The sequence below is a fragment of the Methylobacterium sp. J-067 genome, from assembly GCF_022829465.1.
GTDB lineage: Bacteria > Pseudomonadota > Alphaproteobacteria > Rhizobiales > Beijerinckiaceae > Methylobacterium > Methylobacterium litchii.
In genome coordinates this window covers 383,243-400,544 of the sequence record NZ_JAKSXZ010000146.1, presented here as the reverse complement: position 1 = coordinate 400,544, position 17,302 = coordinate 383,243, and the positions used below count along the sequence as shown (strand labels likewise).

The window sequence follows — 17,302 nt, the reverse complement described above, 5'->3', positions numbered from 1 at the left end:
GGGCTCACGGCGCCTCGGTGGCGCGGGGCAGGGGCAGTTCCAGCGTCAGCGGGTTGGCGGGGGTCGCCTCGCCGCTGGCCAGGATCTCGGCCTGCGCGGCGTAGGCGGCGATGAGGCGCGGGCCGAGCTTCGGCACGGTCGGCCGGTTCGGCTCGCCGACATCGCTGACGTTGGAGATGACGGTGACGGTGATCGGCGCGTCCGGCGGCGCCTCGATGCCGATGGCGATGGAGCAGGCCACCGTCTCTGCGGTGGCGTCGAGGCATTCGGCGACGATCTCGGCGACGATCATGCCGAGTGCGTTGGCGGTGCGCGGCTCCACGAGGCCGTTGCCGCCACCGTTCACCTGCACGCCGATCCGCCCGGCCCGGCGCAACTGCCCGAGGCCGGAGGCGAGGCGGCGCAGGTAGTCGCGCAGGTCGATGGAGGCGATGTGCGGCGCCTCGTGCAGGTGCTGCTGGACCAGGGCGATGGCCCGCACCCGCTGGCCCAGGGCCTCGAAGCTGCCCCGGCAGGCATCCGGGGCGGCGCGGCCGTAGAGGCCGATCAGGCTCACCATCACCTGGAGGTTGTTGCGCACCCGGTGGTAGACTTCGGCGAGCAGCGCCTCCTTCTCGGCGAGCGCGTGCTCGATATGCTCCTCGGCATGCTTCCGGTCGGTGATGTCGAAGCAGGAGCCGAGATAGCCGAGGAACCGGCCCTCCTCCACGAGGGGGCGCGCGGTGTCGAGGAGCCAGCGGTAGACGCCGTCGTGCCGGCGCAGCCGGAACTCCACGGTGAAGGGCTCCCGCGCGGCCAGCGCCGTCTCGACGATCCGGGCGTGGCGCTCGAAATCCTCCGGGTGCAGGCCCTCGCGCCAGCCCCGGCCGAGCTCGTCCTCCAGGGTCCGCCCGGTGAATTCCAGCCAGCATTCATTGTGGTGGACCGCCTGACCATACTGGTCGGAACGCCACAACATCAGAGGCACCACGTCCGCGAAACGGCGGAAGCTGTCGCTCAGGGCAGCAGCCCCCGCATCGTCCGACACCTGGGATCCGCTCCGATCAGCCGATGATGGGGTTTCGCCCATGCTTAACTCATAGCGCTATCGGGATGGGTGGCCGAAGGAAACGCGCCGGTCAACGTGTCGGGGTGGGTGCCGTTCCGGCTTCGCACAGCGGACATGCCGACGCGGCACCTCTCCCAAGATTACAGGCCCAGGATATGATTTTTATCGTTGACAGCGGTGCGCTGGTTCGGTAGAAGGTACGCACGCTCAAGAAGTGTGGGGGCGGCCGATGCCTAACAAAGCCGGCCACCCGGCCGCATTGCGCGCCGAGGCGCAGCGTCTCCTTCAAGACAGAAGCCTGACCGTCGGCGCCATCGCGCAGCGGCTCGGCGTGCCCGCGCGCACGGTCGTCGGTTGGAACTTGCGCTGCGGCGCGCGCCCGCCCAAGCCTCATCCCCGCACCCTCAAGGAATGGCTCCCGTCCCGGCGGGGGGCGATGTCCCGGCTCCTCGCGGTGCCGGAGATCGACCCCGGCGACGTCGCGGAGGCGGCGGGCTATGCGCGGGACGCGGCGGACATGCTGCTCGCCGCCTTCGGCGCCGCGCCCTGGCGGGAAGCGGACGGGGACGTGGCGGACCCGCCCCATCTGCGGGCGCGGCTGCGGGCGCATATCGGCCGGCAGATCGCGGTGCTCGACGCGGCGCTCTCGGCGCCGGAGCGGCCGGGGCTCGATTCGGCCAAGGTGCTGCGCGACCTCGGCGGCCTGAAGCGGCTGCTGGACGATCTCGATTCCGATGGGGCAGGGGAGGGCGCGGTCCATGACGAGCCGTCCCGCTCCGACGATCCCGCCGGCTTCGGCGACCCGGCCGCCCTCCGCGAGGAGATCGCGCGGCGCTTTGATCGCTTTGTCGCGGGCGGGGAGGCTCCCTGACTTCCTGGCGGGCCTGCCGCCGGATCTGCTGGCCGGGCTCGACGCCGATTGGCTCCACCGGGCGCGGGCGGACCAGCTCCCGCCGGAGGGCGACTGGACCATCTGGGCGGTGATCGGCGGGCGCGGCTGCGGCAAGACGCGGGCGGGGGCCGAATGGGTCGATGCCCTGGCGCGGGGCGACCCCGCCTTCACGGGGGAGGCGGTGGGGCGGATCGCCCTGGTCGGCGAGACCCTGCACGATGTCCGCGACGTGATGATCGAGGGGGAATCGGGCCTGCTCAACCTGCCCCGGCGGGGCCGGGCGCGGCCCGTCTGGTTCCCCAGCCGCCGCCGGCTGGTCTGGGGGAACGGGGCGGTGGCGCAGGCCTTCTCGGCCGAGGAGGCCGATTCCCTGCGCGGCCCGCAATTCGGCGCGGCCTGGTGCGACGAGATCGCCAAGTGGCGCGATACGGAGGCCGCCTTCGACATGCTGCAATTCGGCCTGCGCCTCGGGGCGCGACCGCGCAGCCTCGTCACCACCACGCCCCGGCCGGTGCCGCTGATCCGGCGGCTGCTCGCCGACCCGCGCACGGTCGTCACCCGGGCGCGCACCCACGACAACGCCGAGAACCTCGCCCCGGATTTCCTCTCGGCGGTGGTCGGGCGCTACGCCGGCACCCGCCTCGGGCGGCAGGAGCTCGACGGCGAACTCATCGCCGACCGGCCGGACGCCCTGTGGACGCGGGAGGGGATCGAGGCGGCCCGTGTCGCGGCGGCGCCGGACCTGTCGCGGATCGTCGTGGCGGTGGACCCGCCCGCGAGTTCCGGGGCGCGCTCGGATGCCTGCGGGATCATCGCCGCCGGGCGGCAGGGGGAGCGCGCCTTCGTGCTGGCGGATGCGAGCCTGCGCCGGGCCACGCCCGAGGCCTGGGCGGCGGCGGCGCTCGCGCTCTATCACCGGCTGGAGGCCGACGCCCTCGTGGTGGAGGTGAACCAGGGGGGCGAGATGGCGGAGAGCGTCATCGCCCAATGCGACCCCGCCGTGCCGGTGGTGGCGGTGCGGGCGCGGCGGGGGAAGTACCTGCGGGCGGAGCCGGTCTCGCTGCTCTACGCCCGTGGCCTCGTCCACCATGTCGGCGCGCTGCCTGCGCTGGAGGACGAGATGTGCGATTTCGGGCCCGACGGCCTGTCGAACGGGGCCTCCCCGGATCGGCTCGACGCCCTCGTCTGGGCGCTCACCGACCTCATGCTCGGCGCCCGCGCCGAGCCGAGGATCCGGCGCATGTAGCGGGAACCGCCCGGCGCCGGGGACCGGCCTTACTTGTTGCTGCCGCCGCCCTGCGGCACGGCGCGGGAGGGCTGGCCCGCATTGCCGCCGGCCGAGGAATTGGTGGTGACGGTGTCGGCGGGGTTGCCGTTCGAGATGGTGGCGGCGTTCGGCGCGCCGGTCGAGCCCGATTGCGGCGTGACCACGGGCGCCGAGGATTGCGGCGCGGTGGGCGGGGTCGCGGCGGTCTGCGCCAGGGCGGCGCCGGTCAAGCCGAGCACGATGGTCGTGGACGCGACGATGGTACGAACGAGCATGTAAGCGAACCCTCTTTCCAAGAAGTCTCGCTGTCCAACGTGCCCCGGCGCGAAGAGGTTCGCAGAAAAACGGCGCGCCCCGTGAAGGGCGCGCCGTCAGTGGGTCCGTGGTCTCTGGAACGAACCGTATTCCGAATACAGCATCATGCTGTGGCTCGCTGTGGCGAAAGCATCACGCCCGCCGGGCAATGCGTCATTCTTTCGCGCCTAAGTTGCGTCGCCCCGCGCGCCGCCTTCCTCCCGCACGAGGCAAACCATGCCCAAGCTTCTCGACCGGCTCGTCCGGGCAGCCGGACGCGCACGCCCGCCACTCGCCACCAAGGCGTCGCCGCCGGGCTTCGCGCTCTATGCCGATTGCCGGCCGAACTGGACGCCGCGCGATCCGGCCTCCCTGGCGCTCGCGGGGTACCAGCGCAATCCGGTGGTCTACCGGGCGGTGCGGCTCGTGGCGGAATCGGCCGCGAGCCTACCGCTCAGCGCAGTCTCCGGCGACGGGCGGGGGCTGATGGCGCTCCTCGCCCGGCCGAACCTGCGCGAAAGCGGCGTGCAGCTGCTGGAGACGGTCTATGCCGACCTGATGCTCGCCGGCTCGGCGTATCTCGAAGCGGTGAGCGTCGACGGCCGCGTGGTCGGGTTGCAGGCCCTGCGGCCGGAGCGGATGCGGGTGGTGACGGGGCCGGACGGCTGGCCGAGCGCCTACGTCTACACGGTGGGCGGGCGCAGCCGCCGCTTCGACCTGATGGACGGAATGGTGCCGCCGATCCTGGCGCTCAGCCTGTTCCATCCGGGCGACGACCATGGCGGCCTGCCGCCCATCGCGGCGGCGGCGACGGCGCTCGACATCCACAACGCGGCGGCGGCTTGGAACAAGGCGCTCCTCGACAACGCCGCCCGGCCCTCCGGCGCCCTCGTCTTCGCGGGGGCCACCCTCTCGGAGGCGCAGTTCGACCGGCTGAAGGGCGAGCTGGAGGCGAATTACCAGGGGGCCGGCAATGCCGGGCGCCCGCTCCTCCTCGAAGGCGGGCTCGACTGGAAGCCGCTGGCGCTTTCCCCCCGCGACATGGATTTCGTGGAGGCCAAGAACGCGGCGGCGCGGGAGATCGCCCTGGCCTTCGGGGTGCCGCCGCTCCTCCTCGGCCTGCCGGGGGACAGCACCCACGCCAACTACGCCGAGGCCAACCGCGCCCTCTACCGCCAGACCCTGATCCCCCTCGCGCGGCGCACGGCGCAGACCATCGCCCATTGGCTGGAACCCGCCTTCGGCGCGGTGGAGCTGGAACCGGACCTCGACCGGATCGAGGCCCTGGCCTCCGAGCGGGAATCCCTGTGGCGGCGCGTCCAGGGCGCCGACTTCCTCACCCAGGCCGAGAAGCGCGAGGCGGTGGGCTACCCGCCCGAGGCCTGAGCCCGCCCCCCTCCACCAGGAATGCCCCCATGGATGGCCTCATCACCGGCTATGCCAGCCTGTTCGGCGTGCCCGATCTCGGCCGCGACGTGGTCATGCCCGGCGCCTTCGCCGGCACCCTGGCCCGGCGCGGCGCGGCGGGCGTGCGGATGCTGTTCCAGCACGATCCGGCCGAGCCCATCGGCCGCTGGATCGCGCTCCGCGAGGATGCGCGCGGCCTCTACGCGGAGGGCCGGCTCAACCTCGCCGTCCAGCGCGCCCGCGAGATCGCGGCGCTGATGCGCGAAGGGTCGCTCGACGGCCTCTCCATCGGCTTCCGCACCCTCAGCGCCCGCCCCAGCGCCGACGGGTCCCGCCGCCTGCAGGGGATCGACCTCTGGGAGATCTCCGTCGTGACCTTTCCCCTGCAGCCGGGGGCCCGGGCGAGCCCGAGCCCCAGCCCCGAGGCCCTGCGCGGCCTCGCCCGGCTCATCGCCCCCGCGCGACCCCTTTCCACCCCCCGCACCGAGGTTTGCCGATGACGTTCCATGCCGCCCTCGAAACCAAGGCCGTCCTGCCTCCGCTGGAGAACAAGGCCGCCGAGCCCGCCCCCGTCCGCTCGGCCGTCGATGACGTCGCCGCCGCCTTCGCGGCCTTCAAGGAGACCAACGACGAACGCCTGCGGCAGATCGAGACCCGCTTCGGCGCAGACGTGGTGACGGAGGAGAAGCTGGCCCGCCTCGACGCCGCCATCGATGCCGCCCGCACCCGCCTCGACCGGATGGGCTTGGAACGCGCCCGCCCGGCGCTCGCCGACCCGCTGACCCGCGACGACGGCGCCGCGCAGGAGCACAAGGCGGCCTTCGACCTCTATGTCCGGGCCGGCGAGAGCGGCGGGCTGAAGCGGCTCGAATCGAAGGCGATGTCGGCGGGCTCCGGGCCGGATGGCGGCTACCTCGTGCCCGACACCCTGGAGCGGACGGTGCTGCAACGGCTCGCCGTGCTCTCGCCGATCCGCGCCATCGCCAGCGTGCAGCAGATCTCCGGCGGCCAGTACAAGCGGGCGGTCTCGACCGGCGCCCCCGTCACCGGCTGGGTGTCCGAGACGGCGGCCCGCCCCGGCACCGACGCGCCGAGCCTCGCGCAGCTCGCCTTCCCGGCGGCGGAACTCTACGCGATGCCCGCCGCGACCCAGACTCTCCTCGACGATGCGGTGGTCAACGTCGAGGAATGGCTGGCGGGGGAGGTCGAGACCGCCTTCGCCGAGCAGGAGGGCATCGCCTTCGTCACCGGCAGCGGCGTCGGGCGGCCGAAGGGCTTCCTCACCTCCGACACGGTGGCGAACGCCGCCTGGGTGCCGGGCAAGCTCGGCTTCGTCGGCACGGGCAATGCCGGCGCCTTCGCGGCGGCGAACCCGTCCGACGTGCTGTTCGACCTTGTCTACGCCCTGCGGGCCGCCTACCGCCAGAACGCCCGCTTCGTGATGAACCGCAGGACGCAGAGCGCCATCCGCAAGTTCAAGGACGCGGACGGCAACTACCTGTGGCAGCCGGCGCTCGCCGCCGACCGCTCCGCGACGCTGATGGGCTTCCCCGTCACGGAGGCCGAGGCCATGCCCGACATCGGCGCCGGGAGCCTGTCCGTGGCCTTCGGCGATTTCCGGCGGGGCTATCTCGTGGTGGACCGGACGGGCCTGCGGGTGCTGCGCGACCCCTATTCCGCCAAGCCCTACGTGCTGTTCTACACCACGAAGCGCGTCGGCGGCGGGGTGCAGGATTTCGACGCGATCAAGCTTCTGAAGTTCGCCTGATCGCGCGTCCGCCCGGCCGGTGCGCCTCAGCGCCGGCCGGGACGGGCCATCCAGTCGGAGCTGTGGCGGCGGGGGATCGCCTCGCCGGGCTGCACCTGCGCCAGCTCGGCCGCCCGCGAGGCGATCCAGCCGGTATGCTCGGCCACGGGGGTCACGGCGGTGAAGCCGCCGCAGGCGGTGCGGCGGGCGCCCTGCTGCAGGGCGCCGCTCGACCAGCTCACCACGCCCGCGATGCGGTAGCCGCCGGGCCCGCCGGTCAGGATCGGCCCGCCGGAATCGCCGAGGCAGGCGCCCGCGCCCGCCGTCTCCGCGAGGCGGCGGCGGTCCGTCACCACGGTGACGCGGTTGGCGACCTGCAGCGAGCCGATGGACACGAGCGGTGCCTGCCGCAGCACCCGCGCGCTGCCGCGCCGGTTCTCGGCCACCACGCCGTAGCCGGCGATCTCGACCGTGTCGCCCGTGCCGATGGAGCCGGCGCTGCGCGGGTCGAGGGGCATGTAATCGGCCCCGAGGGGCTGGGCGAGCTTGAGCAGGGCGAGGTCGACGCCGGGCTGGTCCTCCGGCGTCGTGCCGGGGACGAAATCGGGGTGCATCGTCGCGGCGATGACGTCGATGCGGTGCTGCCGGAAGGCGCGGTCCACGCTCACCACGCGGTAGCCCGCCGGGCGCATCACGCAATGGGCGGCGGTGAGGACCAGATCCGGCCCGATCAGCGTGCCGGAGCAGATCTCGCCGTCCGTGCTCTCCACGCGCACCACGAAGCTGCGGGTGCCGTTCGGGTCGCGGGCCACCTCGCCCTGGATCACCGCCCGCGCCGGGGGCACCGCCCCGAAGGTCAGGCCGACGAAGGCCGCGAGGCCGGCGAGGATCGGGCCGGTCGTGCGGGGCAAACGGGCTGGCATCGGGGACTCCGGGGGAAGGGCCAAGGCGACGCCAGGGGGACCGTACCCAAGCAACGGTAGTTCAGACAAACCGAGCGGCCAAGCTGCGGTTCCGCAGTACTGGCCGTTGTGCAGGGTCATCCAAGGGAATTCTAGGGTGTCCAGCGGGCCGTGATGCCCCACCCTCCGAGGGTGCGGTCGAGCCAGTCGCGCTGGGGGCCGAGGCGCACCGCCTGGGTGAGCCCGCCGCAGGCCGCGCCGATCCAGGCGGAGACCGCGAGCACCGCGCCGTCCGCCCCCGTCACCGGGCCGCCGGAATCCCCCTGGCAGGCGCCCGCGCCCTGGCTGCCTTGAAGCCACAGGAGGATCCCGCTGGGGCCGTAGGGCTCCACCACGGGCACCGCCACGCTGCGGAAGGTGCCGGTGGAGCGCGGATCGCCGGGCCGCGACGCGCCGTAGCCGGCGAGCGTCAGGCTCTCCCCCGCCCGCGCCGGCGCGGTGCCGAGGGTCGCGGGGGCGAAGCGCGGCGGCAGGGGTTCGGCGGTGCGCACCAGCGCGAGGTCGATGGAGCGGCGGCGCTTGGCCACCGCCCCCGGATCGTAGCCCGGATGCACCGCCCGGGCGGCGACCTCGACGAGGACCGGCGCCCCGTCCGTGCCCCGGTAATGCACCCGCAGGGCGTGCGGCCCGGCAACGCAATGGCCGGCGGTGAGCACCGCGTCCGGGGCGAGCACGATGCCCGTGCACACGCCGCCCACCGCGTTCAGCACCATCACGGCGCCCCCCGGCGGGGTGTCGGCCCCGCCCACGATCGCCGCCGCCGGCCAAGTCGACAGAAGCCACGCCGACAGGGTCAGGCAGAGGGCGGGCACAGCTCTGGGCAACGGCATCGAACGTCCTGAAGGAGACCCGCGCGATGACCCCGATACGCGCCGCGACGCCCCCCGTCGAGCCGGTGAGCGTCACCGACCTGCGCCTGTACCTTCGCCTCGATCCCGACGACGGCGGCGTCGAGGACGCGCTCCTCGGGCAGCTCCTCGCCGGGGCGCGGGCGAGCCTGGAACGGGAGGCTTGGCGGGTCCTCGTGCCCGGCCGCTACCGCATCGCCCTGCCGGGCTGGCCGCGCGAGAACTGGCTGCCCCTGCCGCTGAGCCCCCTCGTCGGGCTGGTGCGGGCGGGCCTCGCGGCGCCTGACGGCAGCGTCGCCGACCTGCCCGCCGGGCTCGTCAGCCTCGGGCCGGACCCGGTGGAGGCGCCGGCCCTGTGCTTCACCGGCCCGCTGCCCGACCTCGGCGCGGCGACCCTCGTGATCGAGGTCGCGGCCGGCTACGGCGGCGACGGGCCGCCGCTGCCGGAGGACCTTCGTCTCGCGATCCTGCGCCTCGCCGCCGCCCGCTACGAGCACCGGGGCGACGAGCCCGACGACAGCCCCGCCGACGCGCGCCGCCTCGCCGCGCCCGCGCGCCGCCTGCGCCTCTGACACCTCCCGAAAACCCGGAGCCCGCCATGGCATCCCCTGACCGTCGCCCGTCGCTTGGCGCGCGGCGCCGCCGCTTCGTGCTCGAAAAGCCGGTGGAGCAGCCGGACGGGTTCGGCGGCGTGCTGCGCCGCTACGTGGCGGGCCCCACCCTCTGGGGCGCCATCGCGGCGGTGGGCGCCGTGGAGCGCCCGCGCGGGGGCCGGGCCGACAGGCTCGTGACCCACCGCGTCACCCTTCGTGCCCGCGCCGACCTGACCCCCGCCATGCGCCTCAGCGCCGGCCCGCGCCGCTTCGCGATCCGCGCCGTGTCCGACCCGGACGAACGGGGCCGCGACTGCGTCTGCGAGGTCGAGGAACTGGTGCCGGAGGCGGGCCAATGAGCGACCCGAGCCCGCTCTTGGCCTTCCGCGCCGGCCTCCTCACGCGGTTTGCCGCCGACGCGGCCCGGGTGGCGCTGCTCGGCGGCGGCGTCCGCCTCTACGACGAGCCGCCGCGCGGGGCCGTGCCGGTCTACGCGCTGTTCGGCGAGGCCGAGATCCGCGACGATTCCGTCGATGGCGCCGGCCGCCACCGCCACCGGCACGAGGTGGCGGTGATCGCCAAGCCCGGCTCCGTCCGCACCGCGCTCGATGCCGCCGCGCGGATGGCGGCGCTGCTGACCCAACCGGACATGCCGCTCCAGGGCTGCTGCCTCGTCACCCTGCGGGTGAGCGCCCTGAAGGCGAGCCGCGACGAGCGCACGGGCGAGGCCCGCGCGACCCTGACGGTCGAGGCCGTCACCGAAGCACTCTGACACGGAGGATGAGATGGGCGCGCAGGCGGGCAAGGACCTGTTGATCCGGGCGAGCGACGGGGCCGGCGGCTACGTCGCGGTGGCGGGGCTGCGGGCCCGGCACTTCAGCCTCAACGCGGAGGCGGTAGACGTCACCAACGCCGATTCCGCCGGCCGCTGGCGGGAATTGCTCGCCGGGGCGGGCGTGCGCCGCGCTGCGGTCTCGGGCTCCGGCGTGTTCCGGGACCAGGCGTCGGACCTGCGCCTGCGGCAGATGTTCTTCGACGGGCAGGTCGCGCCCTTCCAGATCGTGGTGCCCGCCTTCGGGACGATGGAGGGGCCGTTCCAGATCGCGAGCCTCGAGTATCGCGGCGAGCATACGGGCGAAGTCACCTTCGACATGAGCCTGGAATCGGCCGGCGCCCTCACCTTCACGGCGGCCTGAGGGAGGGCGACGCCATGGCCAACCGCAGGCGCGGCGAGGTGCCCCTCGCCCTGGGCGGTCACCGCTACACCCTCTGCCTCACCCTCGGGGCGCTGGCCGACCTGGAGGACGCGCTGCGGGCCGGCGACCTCGCCGGGCTCAGCCAGCGCCTCGCCGCCGGCCGCCCCCGCACCGCCGACCTGATCGCGCTCCTCGGCGCCGCCCTGCGCGGCGGCGGCCACGCCCTCACCGACGAGGACGTGCGCCGACTGCCGCTGGCCGGCGACATGGACGCCCTGGTCGAAGCCCTCGCCGAAGTGCTGGAGGCGGCCTTCGGCGCGGGGCCGCTGGAAAACCCTCCCCCGCCGTGGGGGGAGGAGCGCGGGGCCTGAGCCCCGCCCCCCCACGGCCCTTCCCCTGGGACGACGCCCTCGCCCTGGCCCTCGGCCCGCTCGGCTGGCGCCCGGCCGACTTCTGGGCCGCGACGCCCCGTGAACTCGCCGCCGCCCTCGGCCGGGCCGGCGCCCCCGACGGGCTCGGCCGGGCCGAGTTCGAGCGAATGCTCGCGGCCCATCCCGATCCCTCGCCCCGCAGGAGTGCCCCATGAGCGACGAGACCGACACCGACCGGCAGAACGATGCGCGGGCCGCGCAGCTCGTGAACCTCGACCGGCTTTCGCAGAGCTTCGGCCGCAGCCTCAGCGGTGCGCTCGCCCGCAGCGCCACCTCCGGCCGCAGCCTCGATGGGGTGCTGGGCACGCTCGGCGCCCGCCTCGCGACCCTCGCGGCGAAGGCCGCCGCCAAGCCCCTGCAGGCCGGCTTCCGGAGCCTGTTCGAATCCTCGGACGGGCCGGATTCGGAAGATTCCGCCCCGACCTTCGCCAGGGGGGCCGTCTTCCGGGGCGGGCGGGTCACGCCCTTCGCGTCCGGCGGGGTCGTGGCGGCGCCGACCTATTTCCCCATGGCGGGCGGCGCCGGGCTGATGGGCGAGGCGGGGCCGGAGGCGATCATGCCCCTGCGCCGGGGGCCGGACGGCAAGCTCGGCGTCGCGGCGGGGGCCGCTGCCCGGCCGGTCTCGGTGAACGTCACCATCGCGACGCCGGACCCCGCCGCCTTCCGCCGCTCCGAGGCGCAGGTCGCCGCGACCCTGGCGCGGGCGGTGGCCCGTGGCCAGCGCGCCCTCTGACCCGGAGGGCGCCATGGCCGAGGACTTCCACGAGGTGCTGTTCCCCCTCGACGTCGCCCTGCGCGGCAGCGGCGGGCCGCAGCGGATGACCGAGATCGTCACGCTGGCCTCGGGGCGGGAGCACCGCAACGGCCGCTGGGCCGATTCCCGCCGCCGCTACGATGCCGGTTTCGGCATCCGCAGCCTCGACGCGCTCCACGCGGTGATCGGCTTCTTCGAGGAAAGGCGCGGGCGCCTCTACGGCTTCCGCTACCGCGACAGGGTCGATTTCCGCTCCGGCCCGCCGGGGCAGGCGCCGGGGCCGTTCGATCAGGTGATCGGGCGGGGCGACGGCGCGACCACCGCCTTCCCCCTCACCAAGACCTATGGCGGCGGCTTCGCGCCCTACCGCAGGGCCATCGCCAAGCCGGTGGCGGGCAGCGTGCGGGTGGCGGTGGCGGGCACCGAACTGGCGCCCGCCGCCTTCGCCTGCGACCTGGCGACGGGCCTCGTGACCCTCGCCCGCGCGCCCGCCGCGAACGCCCCCGTGACGGCGGGCTTCGCCTTCGACGTGCCCGTCCGCTTCGACACCGACGACCTCACCATCGACCTCGCCGCCTTCACGGCGGGGGAGATCCCGAAAGTGCCGCTCGTGGAGATCGTGCCGTGAGGGACCTGCCTCCCGCCTTCGTCGCCCATTGCGCGGGCGGCGTCACCACCCTGTGCCGCTGCTGGTCGCTGCGCCGCCGGGACGGCGTCGCCCTCGGCTTCACCGACCATGATCGCGACCTGACGTTTGCCGGCCTCGTCCACGCCGCCCGCACCGGGTTGGAGGCGGCCGAGGCCAGCGCCGAGGGCGGCTTTGCCGTCTCCGGCGGCGACGTGGCCGGGGCGCTGTCCTCCCTCGGGCTCACCGAGGCCGACATCGCGGGCGGCCTCTACGACGGGGCGAGCGTCGAGACCTGGCTCGTGGACTGGACGAACCCCGAGACGCGCCTCCTCCTCGACATCGGCACGATCGGCGAGATCCGCCGCGAGGACGACGCCTTCGTGGCCGAGTTGCGCGGGGTCGCCGCCCGCCTCGACGCCGAAATCGGGCACAGCTACCGGGCGACCTGCGGCGCCGTGCTGGGGGATGCCCGCTGCCGGGTGGACCTCGCGGCGTGGCGGGAAACGGGCCGCGTCCTCGCCCTGCCGGAGCCGGCCACGCTGCGTGTGGCCATCGACGGCACTTTCGCGGACGGGCTGTTCACGGGCGGGCGCCTCGCCTGGACCGGCGGGGCCAACGCAGGCCTTTCTGCCGACTTGCGATTGCACGCGGGCGATCTCGTGGAATTGTGGGAGGCGCCGCCGCGACCGGTGGCGGCGGGGGACACGTTCACCCTCACGGCCGGCTGCGACAAGCGCCTCGCCACCTGCCGCGACCGCTTCGCCAACGCGGTGAACTTCCAGGGCTTCCCGCACATGCCCGGCAACGACACGCTGCTGCACGGTGTGCCGGGCTCCGCGCCGGTCCTCGACGGCGGGAGTTATTTCCGATGATCGGCGAGGAGGCCGTGGCGCAGGCGCGCCTGTGGCTCGGCACGCCCTACCGCCATCAGGCTTCATTGCACGGCGTCGGGTGCGATTGCCTCGGCCTGCTGCGCGGAGTCTGGCGGGGACTCTACGGCGACGAGCCGGAGCGCCCGCCGCCCTATGGCGCCACCTGGGCGGAATCGGCGCCCGCCGGCGCCGACCCGTTCCGCGAGGCCGCCGTCCGCCATCTCCTCCCCGTCGAGGAGCCGCTGCCGGCCTACCGGCCCGCCCCCGGCGACGTGCTGCTCTTCGCCTTCCGCGCGCATCTGCCCGCGCGCCACTGCGCCATCGCCACCGGGCCGGACGCGATGATCCACGCCCACGACCGGGCGGAGGTGACGGAAGTCGCCCTCACCCCCTGGTGGCGGCGGCATCTGGCGGGGGCGTTCCGCTTCCCGCCACGCCCCTGACCCGCCCGCACTGACCCGCTTCGGAGCCGTCCATGGCGACCCTGGTCCTCTCCACCGTCGGCAACGCCCTTGGCTCCGCCTTCGGGGGACCCGTCGGCGGGGCGCTCGGGCGCGCGGCCGGGGCGGCGCTCGGCGGCGCGCTGTCCGGCGCAGGCCACAAGACCCGCTTCGTCGAGGGGCCACGCCTCTCCGACGTGGCGGGCATGACCTCCACCGAGGGCGACCCGATCCCGCGCGTCTACGGCCGGGCGCGGATCGGCGGGTGCCTGATCTGGGCGACGCGGCCCCTGGAAATCGCCAACACCCATGTCGAGCGTGCGGCTTCCCCGTCGAAGGGCTCGGGTGGCCAGCGCACCGTGCGCACCGCCTACGCCGATTACGCCAACCTCGCGGTGGGGCTGTGCGAGGGCGAGATCGCCTATGTCCGCCGGATCTGGGCGGACGGGGTCGAGGTGGACCGGACGCGCCTCACGCTGCGCGTCCACACCGGCACGGCGGATCAGGCGCCCGATCCGCTGATCGTCGCCAAGGAGGGCGCGCAGAACGCCCCCGCCTATCGCGGCCTCGCCTACGTGGTGTTCGAGGCCCTGCCGCTCGCGGATTACGGCAACCGCATCCCGCAATTCACCTTCGAGGTGGTGCGCCCGGTCAACGGCCTGTGCCCGCTGATCCGCGCCGTCGACCTCATCCCCGGTGCGGGGGAGTTCGTCCTCGATCCCGCCGCCGTCACGGTGGATCTCGGCTGCGGGCGCACGCAGGCCGCGAACCGCCACCAGCAGACCCATGCCAGCGACGTGCTGGCCTCCCTCGACGCGCTCCAGGCGCTCTGCCCCAACCTGCGCCGGGTCGCCGTCGTGGCGGCGTGGTTCGGGGACGACCTGCGCGCCGGCCAATGCCGCATCGCGCCGAAGGTCGAGACCGCGCTGAAGGCGACGACGGGCGATGAGTGGAGCGTCGCCGGCCTGTCGCGCGAGGCGGCGGGCACCGTCTCCCTCCTGCCCGACGGCACGACCCCCGCCTATGGCGGCACGCCCTCCGATGCCGGGCTCGGGCGGCTCGTGGCGGAACTCTCCGCGCGGGGGCTCGACGTGGTGCTCTACCCGTTCGTGATGATGGACGTGCCGCCGGGCAACGCCCTGCCGGATCCGCGCGACCCGGCGGCCCGCCAGCCGCCCTATCCCTGGCGCGGGCGCATCTCCTGCGATCCCGCCCCCGGCGTCGCCGGAAGCCCGGACGGCACGCAGGCCGCCGAGACCCAGGTCGCGGCCTTCTTCGCCAACGGCTACCGCGCCCTCGTGCTGCACTACGCCGACCTCGCCGCCGGGTGGATCGGCGCGGGGGCGCGGATCGCGGGCTTCCTCGTCGGCAGCGAACTCCTCGGGCTGACGCGGGTGCGGGGCGCCTCCGGCTACCCGGCGGTCGCCGCCCTGCGCGACCTCGCCGCCGAGGTGCGGCGCCGGCTCGGGGCGGGCGTGCCCCTCGTCTACGCCGCCGACTGGACCGAGTACGGCGCCCATGTCCGCGACGGCGGGGCGACGATCCGCTTCCCCCTCGACGACCTGTTCGCGGACGCCAACATCGCGGCGGTCGGCATCGACTGGTATCCGCCCTTCACCGATTGGCGCGACGGGCCGGGCCATGCCGACCTCGCGCTGGCGGGCGACATCCACGACCGCGCCTATCTCAAGGCGGCCGGCGCCTCGGCCGAGGCCTTCGACTGGTACTACCCGAACACGACGGCCCGCGCCGCGCAGGACCGCCACCCAATCACCGACGGCGCCTCCGGCAAGCCGTGGATCTTCCGGCCGAAGGACCTCGTCGGCTGGTGGTCGAACCGCCACGTCGAGCGCGACGGCGGTGTCGAGACCCGCGCCACCGCCTGGGTGCCGGCGGGCAAGCCGATCTGGCTCACGGAAGTGGGCGTGCCGGCCGTGGACAAGGGCACGAACGGCCCCAACGTCTTCCCCGATCCGAAATCCGCCGAGAACGCCGTCCCGCCCTTCTCGCGCGGGGTGCGCGACGACCTGATCCAGCTCCGCGGCCTGGAGGCGGTGCTGACGCGCTTCGACCCCGCCGCGCCGGGCTTCTCGGCCGCCGACAACCCGGTCTCGCCGGTCTATGGCGGGCGGATGGTCGATCCGGCCGGCGTGTTCGTCTGGTGCTGGGACGCGCGGCCCTTCCCCGTCTTCTCCGACATGACGGCCACCTGGGCGGACGCTCCGCAATGGGGCCTCGGCCACTGGATCACCGGCCGGATCGAGGGTTGCGACCTCGACCTCTTGATCGCGCGCATCCTCGCCGAGTTCGGCTTCGACGCCCCGGTCACGGTGGAGGCGGCGGCCTTCTGCGACGGCTACGCCATCGACCGGCCGCTCACCGCACGCGGTGCCCTCGAACCCCTGGCGCAGGTCTTCGGCCTCGACGTGTCGGCCACGGGCGGCACCCTGCGCCTGCGTGGCCCCCGTCGCGACGCGCCCCTCGCCCTGGCCGAATCCGACCTCGTGCGGGTCTCGGAGGAGGCGCCGCTCCTGCGCCGGGTCCGCGCCGAGGAGAGCGCGCTGCCCCTCGGCGTCGCCCTCGCCATCACCGATGCGGACAGCCTCGATTACCGCCGGGCCGGCGCCGCCGCGACCCGGCCCGTGGGCGGGCGGCGCGGCCAGACCAAGCTCGACACCGCCCTCGTCACCCGCCGGGAGGTGGGCGATTCCCTCGCGGAGGAATGGCTCGACCGGCTGATCGCCGCCCGCGACAGCGCGGTCCTGACGCTCAGCCCGAGGCGGCAGGAGGTGGAGCCCGGCGATGTCCTCGCCCTGCCGGGGGACGGGATGGTCGTGCGCGTCGAGCGCATCGACGACAGCCCGGCCGGGCGGCGGATCGAGGCGAGCCGGGTGCCGCCCCGCGCCGGCCCCGCCCGCGCCGTGGCGCGGGGCCGGTCCGCGCCGCTGCCGGTGGCCTCCCCCGCGCCGGGGGCGCCGTTCCCCGTCGCCCTGGACCTGCCGGTGGATCGCGGCAGCCCGACCGCCCTGCAATACCTCGCGGTGGCCGCCGAGCCCTGGCCGGGGCCGATGGTCGTGTGGCGCGCGGAAGCCGAGGGCGCCTTCGCGGTCCAGGGCAGCGTCGACTTCCCCGCCTGCCTCGGCCGCCTCCTCGCGCCCCTGCCGCCGGGGCCGCTCTGGCGCCTCGACCGGGGCACGCGCCTGCCGGTGATGCTGCGGCGGGCGGGGGCGCTCGCCTCGGTGCCGCTCCCCGCGATGCTGGCCGGCGGCAACCTCTTCGCCGTCGTCGCACCGGACGGGACGGTGGAGATCCTGTCCGCCGCCGGGGCCGAGGCGACCGGCGCCGACACGTTCCGGCTGACGGGCCTGCTGCGCGGCCTTGCCGGCAGCGAGGCGGCGGCGGGCCGGGGCGCACCCACGGGGAGCCTCATCGTGCGCCTCGACGACGGTGCGGCGATCCCCCTCGTGGACCGGCTCGACGAGGCGGGCCGCGCCTTCCGCTACCGGATCGGCGCGGCGGGGCTCGATCCGGCCGATCCGGCCATGGCCCCGCTCTCGGCGACGGCCGGGCTCGCGGCGTTGCGGCCCCTGCGGCCGGTGCATCTGCGGGCGCGGCGGGTCGGCGGCGACGTGAACCTCACCTGGATCCGCCGGGCGCGGCGCTCGGCCGACGCCTGGGAGCCGGCCGATATCCCCCTGGACGAGGCCGCCGAGCGCTACGCGGTCACGCTCCACGCCAACGGCGCGGCGATCCGCTCGCTCACGGCGACCGGCCCCGCCCTGGTTTACCCGGCCGCCGACGAGACCGCCGATTTCGGCGGGCCGCAGCGCGCCCTCGACGTGGCGGTGGCCCAGGCCGGGGCCGCCGCCGGGCTCGGGCCGGCGACCCGCGCCCTCGTCCCCATCCGCACCGCCTGAACGCGA

The 17,302-nt window shown here is 74.8% G+C and carries 20 protein-coding genes; 16 read left to right on the top strand and 4 right to left on the bottom strand.

Features of this window, described 5'->3' with window-relative positions; translation table 11 throughout:
* Window positions 1-4 precede the first annotated feature (4 nt).
* Window positions 5-1,069: a sensor histidine kinase gene (locus MKK52_RS25365; protein ID WP_243959219.1), complete on the bottom strand. Its 1,065-nt coding sequence runs from the start codon at window positions 1,067-1,069 to the stop codon at window positions 5-7.
* Between the two features lie 208 nt (window positions 1,070-1,277).
* On the opposite strand from MKK52_RS25365, the gene MKK52_RS25360 reads away from it, so the two are divergent.
* Both MKK52_RS25360 and MKK52_RS25355 read left to right on the top strand, forming a co-directional pair.
* Window positions 1,278-1,919 carry a hypothetical protein gene (locus tag MKK52_RS25360; RefSeq protein WP_243959217.1) on the top strand — a complete coding sequence of 214 codons (642 nt, stop codon included), beginning with the start codon at window positions 1,278-1,280 and terminating at the stop codon, window positions 1,917-1,919.
* Complete coding sequence (locus tag MKK52_RS25355) at window positions 1,894-3,186, top strand: DNA-packaging protein (RefSeq protein WP_243959756.1); 1,293 nt, start codon at window positions 1,894-1,896, stop codon at window positions 3,184-3,186. The genes MKK52_RS25360 and MKK52_RS25355 overlap by 26 nt, the downstream gene beginning before the upstream one ends.
* 29 nt (window positions 3,187-3,215) lie before the next feature.
* On the opposite strand, the gene MKK52_RS25350 is transcribed toward MKK52_RS25355, so the two are convergent.
* Complete coding sequence (locus tag MKK52_RS25350) at window positions 3,216-3,482, bottom strand: hypothetical protein (protein ID WP_243959215.1); 267 nt, start codon at window positions 3,480-3,482, stop codon at window positions 3,216-3,218.
* Window positions 3,483-3,738: 256 nt separating this feature from the next.
* Here MKK52_RS25350 and MKK52_RS25345 point away from each other — a divergent pair, with 256 nt between their 5' ends.
* Genes MKK52_RS25345 through MKK52_RS25335 form a run of 3 tightly spaced genes read left to right on the top strand, consistent with a single transcriptional unit; the run spans window position 3,739 to window position 6,676 of the window.
* A complete protein-coding gene (locus tag MKK52_RS25345) occupies window positions 3,739-4,887 on the top strand; it encodes a phage portal protein (RefSeq protein ID WP_243959214.1) in 1,149 nt (382 codons plus the stop codon).
* 29 nt (window positions 4,888-4,916) lie between these two features.
* Window positions 4,917-5,408, top strand: coding sequence for an HK97 family phage prohead protease (locus MKK52_RS25340; protein ID WP_243959212.1), 492 nt, complete (start codon window positions 4,917-4,919; stop codon window positions 5,406-5,408).
* Window positions 5,405-6,676 carry a phage major capsid protein gene (locus MKK52_RS25335; protein ID WP_243959210.1) on the top strand — a complete coding sequence of 424 codons (1,272 nt, stop codon included), beginning with the start codon at window positions 5,405-5,407 and terminating at the stop codon, window positions 6,674-6,676. Before MKK52_RS25340 ends, MKK52_RS25335 begins: the two co-directional genes overlap by 4 nt.
* Before the next feature lie 26 nt (window positions 6,677-6,702).
* On the opposite strand, the gene MKK52_RS25330 is transcribed toward MKK52_RS25335, so the two are convergent.
* Together MKK52_RS25330 and MKK52_RS25325 are read right to left on the bottom strand one after the other, a co-directional pair.
* Complete coding sequence (locus tag MKK52_RS25330) at window positions 6,703-7,578, bottom strand: S1 family peptidase (RefSeq protein WP_243959208.1); 876 nt, start codon at window positions 7,576-7,578, stop codon at window positions 6,703-6,705.
* A 131-nt stretch (window positions 7,579-7,709) separates the two neighbouring features.
* A complete protein-coding gene (locus MKK52_RS25325; RefSeq protein WP_243959206.1) occupies window positions 7,710-8,447 on the bottom strand; it encodes a S1 family peptidase in 738 nt (245 codons plus the stop codon).
* A 26-nt stretch (window positions 8,448-8,473) separates the two neighbouring features.
* Between MKK52_RS25325 and MKK52_RS25320 the strand changes: the two genes are divergently transcribed.
* The 11 genes from MKK52_RS25320 to MKK52_RS25270 are packed head-to-tail and all read left to right on the top strand — an operon-like array spanning window position 8,474 to window position 17,296.
* Entirely contained in the window at window positions 8,474-9,037 is a 564-nt protein-coding gene (locus MKK52_RS25320; protein WP_243959204.1) for a hypothetical protein, read from the top strand.
* A gap of 26 nt (window positions 9,038-9,063) precedes the next feature.
* Window positions 9,064-9,417, top strand: coding sequence for a head-tail adaptor protein (locus tag MKK52_RS25315; RefSeq protein ID WP_243959202.1), 354 nt, complete (start codon window positions 9,064-9,066; stop codon window positions 9,415-9,417).
* Window positions 9,414-9,830 carry a DUF3168 domain-containing protein gene (locus MKK52_RS25310; protein ID WP_243959200.1) on the top strand — a complete coding sequence of 139 codons (417 nt, stop codon included), beginning with the start codon at window positions 9,414-9,416 and terminating at the stop codon, window positions 9,828-9,830. Before MKK52_RS25315 ends, MKK52_RS25310 begins: the two co-directional genes overlap by 4 nt.
* A gap of 13 nt (window positions 9,831-9,843) precedes the next feature.
* On the top strand, window positions 9,844-10,254 hold the full coding sequence (locus MKK52_RS25305; protein ID WP_243959199.1) for a phage major tail protein, TP901-1 family: 411 nt from the start codon (window positions 9,844-9,846) through the stop codon (window positions 10,252-10,254).
* 14 nt (window positions 10,255-10,268) lie between these two features.
* A complete protein-coding gene (locus MKK52_RS25300) occupies window positions 10,269-10,625 on the top strand; it encodes a gene transfer agent family protein (protein WP_243959197.1) in 357 nt (118 codons plus the stop codon).
* On the top strand, window positions 10,601-10,840 hold the full coding sequence (locus MKK52_RS25295) for a phage tail assembly chaperone (protein ID WP_243959195.1): 240 nt from the start codon (window positions 10,601-10,603) through the stop codon (window positions 10,838-10,840). Before MKK52_RS25300 ends, MKK52_RS25295 begins: the two co-directional genes overlap by 25 nt.
* Window positions 10,837-11,418, top strand: coding sequence for a phage tail tape measure protein (locus tag MKK52_RS25290; RefSeq protein ID WP_243959193.1), 582 nt, complete (start codon window positions 10,837-10,839; stop codon window positions 11,416-11,418). Before MKK52_RS25295 ends, MKK52_RS25290 begins: the two co-directional genes overlap by 4 nt.
* 13 nt (window positions 11,419-11,431) lie before the next feature.
* Entirely contained in the window at window positions 11,432-12,067 is a 636-nt protein-coding gene (locus tag MKK52_RS25285) for a DUF2460 domain-containing protein (RefSeq protein WP_243959191.1), read from the top strand.
* A complete protein-coding gene (locus MKK52_RS25280; RefSeq protein WP_243959189.1) occupies window positions 12,064-12,939 on the top strand; it encodes a DUF2163 domain-containing protein in 876 nt (291 codons plus the stop codon). Before MKK52_RS25285 ends, MKK52_RS25280 begins: the two co-directional genes overlap by 4 nt.
* Entirely contained in the window at window positions 12,936-13,382 is a 447-nt protein-coding gene (locus MKK52_RS25275; RefSeq protein WP_243959187.1) for a peptidase P60, read from the top strand. The genes MKK52_RS25280 and MKK52_RS25275 overlap by 4 nt, the downstream gene beginning before the upstream one ends.
* Window positions 13,383-13,414: 32 nt before the next feature.
* Complete coding sequence (locus tag MKK52_RS25270) at window positions 13,415-17,296, top strand: glycoside hydrolase TIM-barrel-like domain-containing protein (RefSeq protein ID WP_243959185.1); 3,882 nt, start codon at window positions 13,415-13,417, stop codon at window positions 17,294-17,296.
* Window positions 17,297-17,302 lie beyond the last annotated feature (6 nt).